This window comes from uncultured Pseudoflavonifractor sp. (genome assembly GCF_944387805.1).
In the GTDB taxonomy this organism is placed as follows: domain Bacteria; phylum Bacillota; class Clostridia; order Oscillospirales; family Oscillospiraceae; genus Pseudoflavonifractor.
In genome coordinates this window covers 1-13,431 of the sequence record NZ_CALXGI010000072.1, presented here as the reverse complement: position 1 = coordinate 13,431, position 13,431 = coordinate 1, and the positions used below count along the sequence as shown (strand labels likewise).

Below are 13,431 nucleotides of genomic sequence, written 5' to 3'. Positions count from 1 at the left end.
TCCACAGCATCCCTTACAGTGTAGCACACAGCCCTTGGAGAGGGGCTCTAATCACTACTACTCTATAATACAAGGAGCATGCAGCATGAAAACCGGAGAATGCTACGCCAAGAAGAGAAGCCTGGAGGGAAAAGTGGCCGTTATCACCGGCGCCGGGTCGGGCATCGGCAAGGCGTCCGTCTCCCTCTTCCTGCGGGAGGGGGCCGTCTGCGTGGCCGCCGACCTGAACTATGACAGCGTCGCAGCCCTCCAGACGGAGTACGCGGAATTCAGGGATCGCATCAAGCCCTTTAAGGTCAACGTGGCGGACAGCGGAGAGGTGGAGGCCATGATCGACTTTGCCGTGCGCGAGTGCGGAAAGATGGATATCCTCTTCAACAACGCCGGCGTCATGGACGGCATGCTCCCTATCGACGAGCTCAGCGACGACAAGTGGAAGAGGGTAATGGACATCAACGCCACCGGCGTGATGTATGCCTGCCGCAAGGCGGTGCGGTACTATCTGGAGCGGGGCCAGGGCGGCGTGATCCTCAACACCGCCTCCCTGGGCGGCCTGTGCGGCGGCCGGGCCGGCCTGGCCTACACTGCCTCCAAATTCGCTGTGGTGGGCATGACGAAAAACATTGCCTTTATGTACGGCGATGTGGGCATCCGCTGCAACGCCATCTGCCCCGGCGGAATCCAGACCAACATCGGCCTGGGCTTTGCCAAGCCCAGCGAGCGGGGCATCAAGCGCACCCAGAACGGTATGGGTCTGATGGACCGGCTGGGGGATCCCTTTGAGATTGCCGCCGCCGCCGTGTTCCTCTCCTGCGACGCGGCCACCTTCATCAACGGCGCCACCCTCACCGTGGACGGCGGGTGGAGCGCCTACTGAGCGCCGTCCGCTTGCTTTGCTGGGGGAAAGGCGTCTCCTGCGCCCTGGGGAAAATGCGGCGGAGGCCGCCGGTCATTCCGTCCGGCTCACCGGCGCGAAGCGGGCCCGGGTCAGAGACGCCAGATCCGCCGGGGAGAGCTCCACCTGGAAGCCGATCTTCCCCGCGCTGACCACCATGGCCTCCAGGCCCTGGGCGCTGTCGTCAATGACAGTCTTGAACTGCTTCTTCATGCCTACCGGGGAGCAGCCGCCGTGGACATAGCCGGTCAGGGGCAGCAGCTCGGCCTGGTGGATCATCTCAATGGCCTTCTCCCCCACCGACTTGGCCGCCGCCTTCAGGTCCAGAGACTTCATCACCGGCACCACAAACACATAGTTCTGCCTGCTGGCGCCCCGGGTCACCAGGGTCTTGAAGGCCCGCTCCGGCTCCACGCCGATGAGCTGCGCCACATGGGGGCCGTCCACTGCGCCGCCGGAGTAGGGGTAGGTATGGGGGGTGTAGGGGATTTTTTTCTGGTCCAGGATACGCATTACATTGGTCTTTTCTTCTGCCATGGAACGTCGCCTCACTTGCAATTTCCGCGTCTTAACGCTATGCTGTACAGGTAAGAATATCACAGCAGAGGAGCTGATTTCAATGGATATTTCCATGTACCAGAGTCAGTTGATGAAAAACGCCCAGGAGCTGCTGGGCATCGACAGTCCCAGCGGCTTCACCCAGGCCGCGGCCGCCTTCCTGTCCGGCTTTGCCGCCCGGCTGGGCTATGAGACCGAGACGACCAACAAGGGAAATGTGATTGTCCACATTCCGGGCCGGGAAAGTGGAAAAAAGACGGCGCTCTGTTCCCATGTGGACACCCTGGGGCTCATGGTCCGGTCCATCACCGCCGACGGCCAGCTGAAGATCACCCGGGTGGGCGGCCCCATTCTCCCTACTCTGGACGGGGAGTACTGCACCGTCTACACCCGGGACGGCCGCCGATACACCGGCACCGTTCTCTCCCTCTCCCCCGCCGTCCACGTCTATGACGACGCCTCCACCCGGGCCAGGGACGAGGACAACATGGCTGTGCGCATTGACGAGGTGGTCAAGTCCAGGGAGGACGTGGAGGCCCTGGGCATCCGCCCTGGGGACTATGTCTGCTTTGAACCCAAGACCGTGGTAACGCCCAGCGGCTTCCTCAAGTCCCGCTTTATCGACGACAAGGGCTCCGCCGCCTGCCTGCTCACCCTGATGCAGGTGCTCCGCGACAAGGACCTGAAGCCCCGGTACGACACCCGGCTCATTTTCTCCGTCCATGAGGAGGTGGGGCACGGCGGCGCCACCGTACCCCGTGACCTGGACGAACTGCTCATCGTGGACATGGGCTGCGTGGGCCTGGACCTGACCTGCACCGAGTACCAGGTGTCCATCTGCGCCAAGGACAGCGGCGGACCCTACGACTATCAGCTGACCACCCGGCTGGTCAACCTGGCGCAGGAGAACGGCCTGGACTACGCCGTGGACATCTACCCCCACTACAGCTCGGACGCCACCGTGGCCTGGCGGGCAGGCGCCGACGTGCGGGCGGCCCTCGTCGGCCCCGGCGTCCACGCCTCCCACGGCATGGAGCGCACCCACTGGGAGGGGTTGAAGAACACCATGGCTCTGTGCCTGCTCTATTTGGAGGCGGAGTAAAGGGCCGGCAGGTGCGCGACCCCGCGCCACTGGCGCGTCCAGGCATTTTGCCGGAGGCAAAATCCTGATGCCGGGCGGATTCACTCCGCCCGAGCAGATAAAATGGAGGGGTCCCCGGCGGGCGTGAGCCCGCTGGGGCACGCACCCACTGGGAGGGTATGAAGAATACCATGGCGCTGTGTCTGCTGTATCTGGCTGTATCTGGAGGCAAAGTAAGCGCCCGGTGGGTGCGCGACCTCGCGCCCTTGGCGCGTCCAGGCATTTTGCCGGAGGCAAAATCCTGATGCCGGGCGGATTGACTCCGCCCGAGCAGATAAAAAATGAGGGGGTACCCCGGCGGGCGAGAGCCCGCTGGGGCGCGGACCCACTGGGAGGGTATGAAGAATACCATGGCGCTGTGTCTGCTGTATCTGGATGTAAAGTGATTTTGCTTTCCTAAAAGAGAGGGACAGACCCGCTCTACCCTTATTTTGCGCTCAATTATGACAAAAACCCCCGCGGACAATGCTGTCCGCGGGGGTTTTTTATCCGATTGTCAGGCTTAGAGCTTGACCACCCAGCCGTGGGGGTCGGGGAGGGTGCCCCACTGGATGCCGGTGAGGGTGTCGTACAGCTTCTGGGTAACAGGGCCGATTTTACCGCCGTTGACCACGGTGTGCTTGTCCTCCCAGCCCATCTCGCCAATGGGGGAGACCACCGCGGCGGTGCCGGTGCCCCAGGCCTCCTCCAGCTTGCCGTCAGCGGCGGCGTCGAAGAGCTCCTGGGCGGTAATGAGCCGCTCCTGAACGGGGTAGCCCCAGTCCCGCAGCAGCTCCAGGCAGGAGCGGCGGGTGATGCCGGGCAGCACGGAGCCGGTGAGCTCGGGGGTGATAATCTCGCCGTTTACCTTGAACATGACGTTCATGGAGCCCACTTCCTCGATATACTTCCGGTGAACGCCGTCCAGCCACAGGACCTGGGCGTAGCCCTGGCCCTCAGCCCGCTCGCCGGCCCGGATGGAGGCGGCGTAGTTGCCGCCGCACTTGGTGTAGCCGGTGCCGCCCCGGACGGCGCGGACATCCTCGCTCTCCACATAGATGCGCACCGGGTTGATGCCCTCGGCGTAGTAGGCGCCCACAGGGCAGCAGATGATGCAGAACAGGTAGGTGTGGGAGGCGTGGACACCCAGGCTGGCGTCGGTGGCGATGATGAAGGGGCGGATATACAGAGAGGTGCCCGGCTCGCTGGGCACCCAGTCGGCCTCCAGCGTCACCAGGGCCTTAATGCCGTCCAGGGCCAGGTCCTCAGGCAGCTTGGGGATGCACAGACGCTCGCAGGAGTCGTTCATCCGGCGGACGTTGTCCATGGGCCGGAACAGCTGCACGCCGCCCTCAGGGTTGCGGTAGGCCTTCATGCCCTCAAAGACCTCCTGGGCGTAGTGGAACACCATGGCGGAGGGCTCCAGGGCGATGGGGGCGTAGGGGACAATGCGCCCGTCGTGCCAGCCCTGCTCGGGGTTATAGTTCATCAGGAACATATAGTCGGTAAAGACCTTGCCGAAGGACAGCGTTTTCGGGTCGGGCTTGGGCTTGAGCTGGGCGGCCCGGGTGATGGGAAATTCATGCATGGAGACGGCCTCCTTACGTAAATATGGGATACCCACATAGTATAGCAGTCGGACGGGATGGCCGCAAGAGAAACGGACACCCGGGCTGTTTGTACTATTATGGCACGGCAGGCGGGGGAAGAATGTAACGTGAGATACAATTTCCGGGTGAAAAGGGGACACAGTGGAAAAAAGCAGGGCAATATGATAAAATATACCCACATAAAGATTCAAGGAGCCGGCCCTCTGCGGGGGCAGGACGGGAGGAATATTATGGTACGCATCGCCATTGCGGAGGACGATCCCGCTTATCAGGCCACGCTGGAGGAGTACCTGGACCGGTACCGGCGGGAGAACGGAGTGGAGGCCGAGGTAACTACCTTCTCCGACGGGCTGGCCCTGACCGAGGGGTACCGCCCGGTTTACGACCTGCTGCTGCTGGACATTGAGATGCCCAATCTGGACGGCATGTCGGCGGCGGAGAAGATTCGTTCCTCCGACCCGGAGGTGGTCATCATTTTTATCACCAACATGGCCCAGTACGCCATCAAGGGCTACCAGGTGGACGCGCTGGACTATGTGCTCAAGCCGGTGAGCTACGCGGCCTTTGCATTTAAGCTGAAGAAAGCCCTGGCCATGATCCGCCGCCGGGCGGGCTCCGACGTGGTGCTCCACATGGCGGGCGGCCTGCGGCGGATGAACGCCGACGAGATTAAATATGTGGAGGTGGTGTCCCACAAGCTCTACCTCCACACCCTGGACGAGGTGCTGGCCGTGCCCGGCACCCTGCGGGACATGGAGGCGCAGCTGGAGGAGCGGCACTTTGTCCGCTGCAACAAGTGCTACCTGGTCAACCTGCGCCATGTCCGGCAGGTGCGGCAGAACACGGTGGACGTGGGCGGCGAGCAGCTGCTCATCAGCCGCCCCAGGAAAAAAGAGTTCCTCCAGGCCCTGACCGACTATCTGGGAGGTGGCGGCATATGAGCGCGCTCTCTATACTGTGGGACTGGGCGGTCAACTATCTGGGCTTTGCCCTGGAGCTGTCGGTGGCCTGCGTGCTGTATATGCTCCCCCTCAACAAGCGGCCCTGCTTTCCCCTCCGCCTGGCGGCGGGCATTCTGCTGATGCTGGCCTTTGCCAGCTTCATTCCCCGGTCCCTGCTGCGCTACCTGCTGGAATTCTCTGCCGCCGCCGTGCTGGTGTGGGGCTGCTGCGACCTGTCCCCCTGGGACGCCCTGTACTGCGCCGTGTGCGGCTACGCCACCCAGCACTTCGCCTTCTGCTGCCACACCTGGATCAATTATCTGGCGGGCGGGCTGGCCCGGTGGTACTACCCCGCCAAGGCGGTCACGTTCTCGCTGATATACCTGGCGTTCTACTTCCTGATCGCCCGGCGGCTCCCCGAGAAGGGGCGGTACAACGCCGGGGCCAGACAGTCCCTGTTCTCTCTGCTGCTCATCCTCACCTGCACCATCCTGCTGAGCAACTATGTCACCTCCCGCATTGTGGCGGGCACGGCGGTGGACGACCTGTACATCTGCTTTCTCTACGCCATGCTCTGCTGCTTTGCCGCCCTGTGGCTCCAGGTGCTGCTCCAGAGGCAGTCCCGCCTTCAGCAGGAGATGGCGCTGAAGGAGCGGCTCTGGCACCAGCAAAAGGCCCAGTACAACATCACCAAGGAGAACATCGCCCTGATCAACCGGAAATGCCACGACCTCAAGCACCAGATTGCCGCCCTGGCCCGGCCGGAGATGGGCGGAGAGCGGAGCGGCTACCTGAGGGAGCTGGAGGACTCCATTCAGATTTACGACTGCACCGTCAAGACGGGCAGCGAAGTGCTGGACACGGTCCTCACCGAGAAGAAGCTCTACTGTGAGACCCACCAAATCAACATGACCTGCGTGGCCGACGGCAGCAAGCTGGGCTTTATGGACCCGGTGGACGTGTATGCCATGCTGGGCAACGCCATCGACAACGCCATTGAGGCGGTCAGCAGACTGCCCGACCCGGAGCAGCGGCTTATCGCCGTGTCGGTGTGGACGGGCCGGGGACTGCTCCTCCTTCAGTTTGAGAACTACTTTGACCACGCCCTGTCTTTCGAGGACGGCCTGCCCGCCACCACCAAGGCGCGGGACGGATACCACGGCTTCGGCCTGTCCAGCATCCGCTCCACCGCCGAGAAGTACGGCGGCTGCATGACCCTCCACACGGAGGACGGCCTCTTTGTCCTCCGCGTGTCCATCCCGCTCCCCTGAACCCATCCCCCCTCCCCGATGCCGGGAGGGGGATTTTTTGCAGTTGAGGCAGAAAAAGCGACAGTTGGGGCCAGGCCTCTGGACGTTCTGAAAAGAGCTGATATACTGTGAAACATCAGCTGTGTCCGGGCACAAACCGAAAAAACATGAGGAGCGGGGAAGGCGCGCCCCGCCCCTGTGTTTCCCTTCAAGGAGGAATGGAATACAATGCAAAAGCGAAAGAAATGGAGCAACAAGCTCTTCGCCGGCGTGTGGGGCGCTGTGCTGGCCATTGTCCTTGTGGCGCTGATCATTGCCAACGCCGTGGCGCTGAACTACTCTACCATCATTACCACCTACTTCGGCCACACCACCAGCAAGGTGGAGAACGGCAACGACTCCGCCGTCTATTACGAGAGCGATTACAGCTCCGACGAGGACCTGTACCAGGCCGGCCTTGAGATGTGCCAGACCGTGGAGGGCGAGGGCCTGGTACTGCTGAAGAACGAGAACGGCGCCCTGCCCCTGGGCGACGGGATGAAGGTGAGCCTCTTCTCCGAGTCCTCTGTGGACCTTATCTACGGCGGCACCGGCTCCGGCAGTGTGGACACCTCCACTGCCAAGGACCTGAAGACCGTCTTTGAGGACGTGGGCTATGAGGTCAACGGCACCCTGTGGGACTTCTACAAGGGCAACCACGAGACCTACTCCCGTTCCAACCCCAGCATCTTTGCCAGCCAGAATAACTTTTCCATCAATGAGTGCCCGGTCAGCGAGTACACCCAGGAGGTGAAGGACTCCTTCGCCCAGTACAGCGACGCGGCCATCGTAGTCATCGCCCGCTCCGGCGGCGAGGGCGACGACCTGTCCCGCCAGCTGGACGAGAGCGAGGGCGGCGGCACCTATCTGGAGCTGACCACTCAGGAGAAGGAAATGCTGGAGATGGTGGCCGGCGCCGGCTTTGACAAGATTGTGGTGCTCATCAACTCCTGCAACGCCATGGAGCTGGGCTTCCTGGACCAGGCCGAGTACGGCATTGACGCCTGCATCTGGATGGGCGCCGCCGGCCAGAGCGGCCTGAGCGCCGTGGCCGCCGCCGTCAAGGGCGACATCAACCCCTCCGGCCGCCTGGTGGACACCTACGCCTACGACTCCCTCAGCTCCCCCGCCATGCAGAATTTCGGCGGTCTGGAGTACACCAACGGCTCCGAGCTGGACAACCTGTCCGAGAGCTACTTCGGCGTCATGACCCAGTACACCGGCAAGAACTACGTGGTGTACCAGGAGGGCATCTATGTGGGCTACCGGTACTACGAGACCCGGTATGAGGACGCCGTCATGGGCGCCGGCAACGCCGGGGACTACGACTACGCCTCCACCGTCCAGTTCCCCTTCGGCTACGGCCTGAGCTATACCACCTTTGACCACAGCAACTTTACCTTCACCCCCAACGGCGATACCTTTACCATCACCGTGGACGTGACCAACACCGGCTCCGCGGCCGGCAAGGACGTGGTCCAGATTTACTTCCAGTCCCCCTACACCGAGTATGACAAGACCAACGGCATTGAGAAGGCCTCCGTGGAGCTGTGCGGCTTTGCCAAGACCGGTGAACTGGCCCCCGGCGAGACTGAGACCGTCACCATTGAGGTGAACAAGGAGGAGCTGCGTACCTACGACGCCGACGGCGCCAAGACCTATATTCTGGACGCCGGCGACTACTACTTCGCCGAGGGCGACAACGCCCATGAGGCCCTGAACAACATTCTCTCCGCCAAGGGCTACACCACCGCCGACGGCATGACCGGCAACGGCGACGCGGACAAGACCGCCAAGTGGGTCCAGAACACCCTGGACACCACCACCTACGCCACCAGCAGCACCGGCGTGGCCATCACCAACCAGTTTGACAACGCCGACATCCAGTACTACTATCCCGACGTCACCTATCTGACCCGCAGCGACTGGGAGGGCACCTTCCCCCAGACCCTGGAGCTCACCGCCACCGAGGAGCTGAAGGCCGACCTGGGCGCCGGACCCGACACCAGCGAGGAGGGCTACACCATGCCCACCATGGGCGCGGACAACGGGCTCACCGCCGCCATGCTCATCGGCAAGGACCACGACGACCCCATGTGGGACGACCTGCTGGACCAGATGACCGCCGAGGAGATGATTGATCTGGTGGCGCTGGGCGGTTACCAGACCACCCAGGTCAACTCTATCTCCTACCTGGGCACCACGGATAAGGACGGCCCTGCCGGCATCTCCGCCACTCTGGTGGGCGGCGGCACCAAGTGCATGGCCTATCCCGCCGAGGTGGTTATGGCCGCCACCTGGAACCTGCCTCTCATCCATGAGCTGGGCGTCCTCATCGGCGAGGACGGCCTTCACGGCGGCGTCACCGGCTGGTACGCCCCCGCCATGAACACCCACCGCACCCCGTACACCGGCCGCAACTTCGAGTACTACTCCGAGGACGGCTTCCTGGCCGGACAGATGGGCGCCGCCGAGGTCCAGGGCGTCCAGAGCAAGGGTATCTTCTGCTACATCAAGCACTTCGCCCTCAACGACCAGGAGACCAACCGCAAGGGCGTGGCCACTTTCTCCAATGAGCAGGCCATCCGCGAAATCTATCTGGCGCCCTTTGAGAACTCCGTCCGCTCCGGCGGGGCCAAGGCGGTCATGACCTCCCACAACCGCATTGGCGCCACCTGGGCCGCCGGCTGCTCGGCCCTGAACAACAATGTGCTCCGGGATGAGTGGGGCTTCACCGGCCACATCGTCACCGACTATGTGGGCACCCCTGTCTACCAGTCCGCCCTTCAGGCCGTGCTGGCGGGCAACGACATGATGCTCTCCACCTCCGCCGCCAACGAGAACATCACGCCCTACAAGGATAACGCCCACGTTATGACCGCCGTCCGTGAGGCGTGCCACAACATTCTCTACACCGGCGTCAACAGTGCCGCCATGAACGGCGTGGATGAGAACACCCGCATTGTCAGCGTCCTGCCCCTGTGGCAGACCTGGCTTATCGCCTTCGACTGCGTGGTGGGCGCCCTGATTCTGGTGGGCGTGGTGTGCATCGTCCGCCGCTGCCGCAAGAATACCGCCGTCCGGACCGGCAAACAGTAATTTTTCCGCGCGCTGATTACCGCCCCTGTGCCAGCTGGCACAGGGGCGGTTTTTGCCCTTTCGGCATTGGAATCCGGCCGCCGATGTGGCCCGCCGCACTTGTATTGAAAAGGTTTTTTTGATATAATAATCTCTCTCATTATGTGCTGTGTACCGAGGTGAGGACGCCGTGAAAAAGAAAAATAAGCTCAGCCATCTGTTGGAGCCCAGCCTGCGGCTCTATTTCATCGCCCTGGTGTGCTTCACCGTGGCCTCCGCCTTCTTCAACCTTTACCTGGGGATCGCCGAGGCGGTGGTGGTGCTCATGCTCTACTGCTATTTCCGCCGGGCCAACAACCTGCGCCGCCGGGAGATCCTCAAGTATATCGACAACGTCACCTGCAACATCGACGTGGCCACCAAGGACACCATGGTCAACGCCCCTCTGCCCATGGTCATCTTCAAGCCGGAGACCGACGAGGTCATCTGGTCCAACGAGCGCTTCCTTCAGCTCACCGGCGAGCGGGAGCACCTGTTTGACACCAAGCTGTCCGCCGCCGTGCCCGACTTTAACTCCCGCTGGCTCATGGAGGGCAAGAGCCAGTGCCCGGACGAGGTGCGGATTGGGGACAGGCGGTTTCTGGTGTACGGCCATCTGGTGCGCACCGACGACCGGGGCCGCCAGAGCTTTCTGGCCACCACCTACTGGGTGGATGTCACCGAGTTTTCCAACGTGAAGGAGGAGTTCTACGACTCCCGGCCCGTGGTGGCCATCCTCCTGCTGGACAACTACGAGGAGATCCTCAAGGGCCTGTCGGACAACGCCAGCTCCGCCCTGCTCAGCGAGATCAACGCCAAGCTGGACGAGTGGGCAGCCCCGGTGGGCGGCATCTTCTGCCGCTACAGCCGGGACCACTACCTCTTCATCTTTGAGGAGCGCCACCTTCAGGCCTATCAGGACGGGAAGTACGCCGTGCTGGACGCGGTCCACGCCATCACCAGCCCCAACGGCATCCCCGCCACCCTGTCCATCGGCATCGGCAAGGATGCCGACAGCCTCCAGGAGCTGTTCCAGTTCGCCAACCTGTCCATTGACATGGCCCTGTCCCGGGGCGGCGACCAGGCTGTGGTGAAAAACAAGTTCACCTTTGAGTTCTACGGCGGCCGCTCCAAGGAGACCGAGAAGCGCACCAAGGTGAAGAGCCGGGTCATGGCCAACGCCCTGGCTGAGCTCATCAGCTCCGCGTCCATGGTGTTTATCATGGGCCACAAGTACCCCGACCTGGACTGCATGGGCGCGGCGGCGGGGGTAATGGCCCTGTGCCGCAAGCGGGGGGTGAATGCCCACATCATCAAGGAGAGCGGCCAGAACCCGGCCAGCGGCATGGCTGACCGGCTCGCCGCCCTGCCTGAGTACCGGGACGCCTTTCTCTCCGCCCAGGACGCCCTCATTATGGCCGACGCCAACGCCCTGCTGGTGGTGGTGGACACCAACCGGCCCGAGCAGGTGTCCGCCCAGGAGGTGCTGGAGTCCTGCAACAAGGTGGCGGTCATCGACCACCACCGACGGGCGGCCACCTATATCGCCAATGCCGCCCTCAATTTCCACGAGCCCTACGCCTCCTCTGCCAGCGAGCTGGTCACCGAGCTGCTCCAGTACGCCATGGAGCCCGCCGACCTGCTGCGGGCCGAGGCGGAGGCCCTGCTGGCCGGCATTGTGCTGGACACCAAGCAGTTTACCATGCGCACCGGCGGCCGCACCTTTGAGGCGGCGGCCTACCTGCGCCGGGCGGGAGCAGACACCGGCGATGTAAAGAAGCTCTTCCAGAACGACCTGGAGGGTACCATCGCCAAGTACGACATCATCCAGAACGCCAAGATGTACCGCAACAACATCGCCGTGGCCCGGGTGGACCACACCGTGGGCCGCGTCACCGCCGCCCAGGCCGCCGACGAGCTGCTCAACATCGCGGGCATCGACGCGTCCTTTGTCCTCTTCCCAGACGGGGAGCGGGTTATCATCTCGGCCCGCAGCATGGGTGACACCAACGTCCAGGTGGTGCTGGAGAAGCTGGGCGGCGGCGGCAACGCCGCCACCGCAGGCGCCCAGGTACCCGGGACGCTGGACCAGGTTACCAGGAACCTCATCCGGGCCATTGACCAATATTTTGAGGATGAATAAGACAATTTACCCTATTTTCAGAAAGGAACGATATAACATGAAGGTTATTTTGCAGCAGGACGTCAAGGGCCAGGGCAAGAAGGGCCAGATGATTGAGGCCAGCGACGGCTACGCCCGCAACTTCCTCCTGCCCCGGAAGCTGGCCGTGCCCGCCACGGCGGAGAACATCAACACCATGAAGATGCAGGAGAAGGCCAGGAAGGCCCAGGAGGCCGCCGAGAAGGCCGAGGCCCAGGCCATCGCCGAGAAGCTCGCCGGCATCACCGTGAAGGTGACAGCCAAGGGCGGCAACGGTGGCCGTCTCTTCGGCGCCGTCACCTCAAAGGAGATCTCCGACGCCCTCAAGGCCCAGTTCGGCCTGGACATCGCCAAGACCAAGCTCGTCCAGGAGGAGCCCATCAAGGCCTTCGGCGGCTACAAGCTCAAGGTCAAGCTGGGCTACGAGATCACCGGCACCCTCAGCGTCATGGTGGTGGAGGAGTAAGGAAACCTTCTCCCTGCGGAAAGCCTTTTCTCCCACGACAGAAAAACGTTTGATTTTTACCCAGGAGGTGAGAATATGGATGAAGCGCTGCTGACCCGGCAGATGCCCCACTCGGTGGAGGCCGAGCAGGCGGTGCTGGGCTCTATGCTCATTGATTCACGCTGCGTGCCCGAGGTGGTGGAGGAGCTGCGGGGCGAGGACTTCTACCTGCGGCAGAACCGGGAGATCTACGAGACCATCTACTCCATGTTTAACTTCTCCCTCACCATCGACCCGGTAACCGTGCTGGACCACATGCGGCAGAACGGGGTGTACGACGAAAACACCTCCCGGAACTACCTGCTCCAGCTGATGGAGATCACCCCCACTGCGGCCAACGTGAAGGAGTATGTGGATATTGTAAAGGACAAGTCCCTGCTGCGGCGCATCGCCGAGACGGCGGGGGATCTGACCGCTCTCATCCAGGAGGGCACCGGCACGGCCCGGGAGGTGCTGGATGTGGCGGAACAGCGGATTTACGCCATCCGCCAGGGCCGGGGCGCCCAGGGCCTGGAGCACATCTCCACAGTCATTCTCAGCGTGTACGAGCGGCTCAACGAGCTGGCCGCCCAGGACAGCGAGGTGCCCGGCTTGAGCACCGGCCTTCCCGACGTGGACCGGGCCATCGCCGGCCTGAACAAGTCCGATCTTATCCTGCTGGCCGCCCGCCCCGGCATGGGCAAGACCTCCTTCGCCCTCAACATACTGCTCCACGCGGGCAAGTTCTCGGGCAAGACGGTGGTCTTTTTCTCCCTGGAGATGAGCCGGGAGCAGCTGGCCATGCGGCTTATCTCCGGCGAGAGCTTTGTGGACAACAAGAAGCTGGTCACCGGCCGTCTCACCGAGGAGGACTGGACCAAAATTGCCGCCGCCTCGGCCGCTCTCAACCGGACCCAGATTCTCATTGACGACAACCCCTCCCTCTCGGTGGCCGACATGAACGCCAAGTGCCGCCGGGTGGACAACCTGGGGCTGGTGGTCATCGACTACCTCCAGCTGATGACCTCCGCCGGAGGCCCCCAGCGCAGCAGCGGCGAGAACCGGCAGCAGATTGTCTCCGACATCTCCCGGGCCCTGAAAATTATGGCCAAGGAGCTCAATGTGCCGGTGGTCTGCCTGTCCCAGCTCTCCCGCGGCCCCGAGAGCCGCAGCGACAAGCGCCCCATGCTCTCCGACCTGCGGGAGTCGGGCGCCATCGAGCAGGACGCCGACATCGTCATGTTCCTCTACCGGGA

At 62.9% G+C, this 13,431-nt stretch carries 10 protein-coding genes; 8 read left to right on the top strand and 2 right to left on the bottom strand.

The genetic code is table 11. The features are described from left to right. Positions 1-85 precede the first annotated feature (85 nt). On the top strand, positions 86-877 hold the full coding sequence (locus Q0K06_RS12525) for an SDR family oxidoreductase (RefSeq protein WP_294553097.1): 792 nt from the start codon (positions 86-88) through the stop codon (positions 875-877). A gap of 72 nt (positions 878-949) precedes the next feature. Here Q0K06_RS12525 and ybaK read toward each other — a convergent pair whose 3' ends face one another. After that, positions 950-1,432: a Cys-tRNA(Pro) deacylase gene (gene ybaK / locus Q0K06_RS12520; RefSeq protein ID WP_294553095.1), complete on the bottom strand. Its 483-nt coding sequence runs from the start codon at positions 1,430-1,432 to the stop codon at positions 950-952. An 82-nt stretch (positions 1,433-1,514) separates the two neighbouring features. On the opposite strand from ybaK, the gene Q0K06_RS12515 reads away from it, so the two are divergent. Then, positions 1,515-2,555: a M42 family metallopeptidase gene (locus tag Q0K06_RS12515; protein ID WP_294553093.1), complete on the top strand. Its 1,041-nt coding sequence runs from the start codon at positions 1,515-1,517 to the stop codon at positions 2,553-2,555. Between the two features lie 541 nt (positions 2,556-3,096). Here the strand turns inward: Q0K06_RS12515 and Q0K06_RS12510 are convergent. Next, positions 3,097-4,161: a branched-chain amino acid aminotransferase gene (locus tag Q0K06_RS12510; protein WP_294553091.1), complete on the bottom strand. Its 1,065-nt coding sequence runs from the start codon at positions 4,159-4,161 to the stop codon at positions 3,097-3,099. A gap of 252 nt (positions 4,162-4,413) precedes the next feature. Here Q0K06_RS12510 and Q0K06_RS12505 point away from each other — a divergent pair, with 252 nt between their 5' ends. From Q0K06_RS12505 to dnaB, 6 genes are all read left to right on the top strand, one after another. After that, positions 4,414-5,124, top strand: a complete 711-nt coding sequence (locus tag Q0K06_RS12505; RefSeq protein ID WP_294553088.1) for a LytTR family DNA-binding domain-containing protein — start codon at positions 4,414-4,416, stop codon at positions 5,122-5,124. Beyond that, positions 5,121-6,395, top strand: coding sequence for an ATP-binding protein (locus Q0K06_RS12500; RefSeq protein ID WP_294553086.1), 1,275 nt, complete (start codon positions 5,121-5,123; stop codon positions 6,393-6,395). The genes Q0K06_RS12505 and Q0K06_RS12500 overlap by 4 nt, the downstream gene beginning before the upstream one ends. A 207-nt stretch (positions 6,396-6,602) precedes the next feature. Further along, the gene (locus Q0K06_RS12495) at positions 6,603-9,512 is read left to right on the top strand and encodes a glycoside hydrolase family 3 protein (protein WP_294553084.1); all 2,910 of its coding nucleotides are present in this window, start codon (positions 6,603-6,605) and stop codon (positions 9,510-9,512) included. A 169-nt stretch (positions 9,513-9,681) separates the two neighbouring features. Further along, on the top strand, positions 9,682-11,673 hold the full coding sequence (locus Q0K06_RS12490) for a DHH family phosphoesterase (RefSeq protein ID WP_294553082.1): 1,992 nt from the start codon (positions 9,682-9,684) through the stop codon (positions 11,671-11,673). Positions 11,674-11,710: 37 nt separating this feature from the next. Next, positions 11,711-12,157 (top strand): 50S ribosomal protein L9, encoded by a 447-nt coding sequence (rplI, locus tag Q0K06_RS12485; protein ID WP_294553080.1) that lies wholly within the window; start codon positions 11,711-11,713, stop codon positions 12,155-12,157. 75 nt (positions 12,158-12,232) lie between these two features. Continuing rightward, a partial coding sequence (dnaB, locus tag Q0K06_RS12480; protein ID WP_294553078.1) for a replicative DNA helicase occupies positions 12,233-13,431 on the top strand: 1,199 nt, incomplete at its 3' end.

Bases quoted from the DNA above. Each gene is read 5' to 3' on its own strand.
- Q0K06_RS12525 (WP_294553097.1), top strand. From the start codon at position 86: ATGAAAACCGGAGAATGCTACGCCAAGAAGAGAAGCCTGGAGGGAAAA.
- ybaK (WP_294553095.1), bottom strand. From the start codon at position 1,432: ATGGCAGAAGAAAAGACCAATGTAATGCGTATCCTGGACCAGAAAAAA.
- Q0K06_RS12515 (WP_294553093.1), top strand. From the start codon at position 1,515: ATGGATATTTCCATGTACCAGAGTCAGTTGATGAAAAACGCCCAGGAG.
- Q0K06_RS12510 (WP_294553091.1), bottom strand. From the start codon at position 4,161: ATGCATGAATTTCCCATCACCCGGGCCGCCCAGCTCAAGCCCAAGCCC.
- Q0K06_RS12505 (WP_294553088.1), top strand. From the start codon at position 4,414: ATGGTACGCATCGCCATTGCGGAGGACGATCCCGCTTATCAGGCCACG.
- Q0K06_RS12500 (WP_294553086.1), top strand. From the start codon at position 5,121: ATGAGCGCGCTCTCTATACTGTGGGACTGGGCGGTCAACTATCTGGGC.
- Q0K06_RS12495 (WP_294553084.1), top strand. From the start codon at position 6,603: ATGCAAAAGCGAAAGAAATGGAGCAACAAGCTCTTCGCCGGCGTGTGG.
- rplI (WP_294553080.1), top strand. From the start codon at position 11,711: ATGAAGGTTATTTTGCAGCAGGACGTCAAGGGCCAGGGCAAGAAGGGC.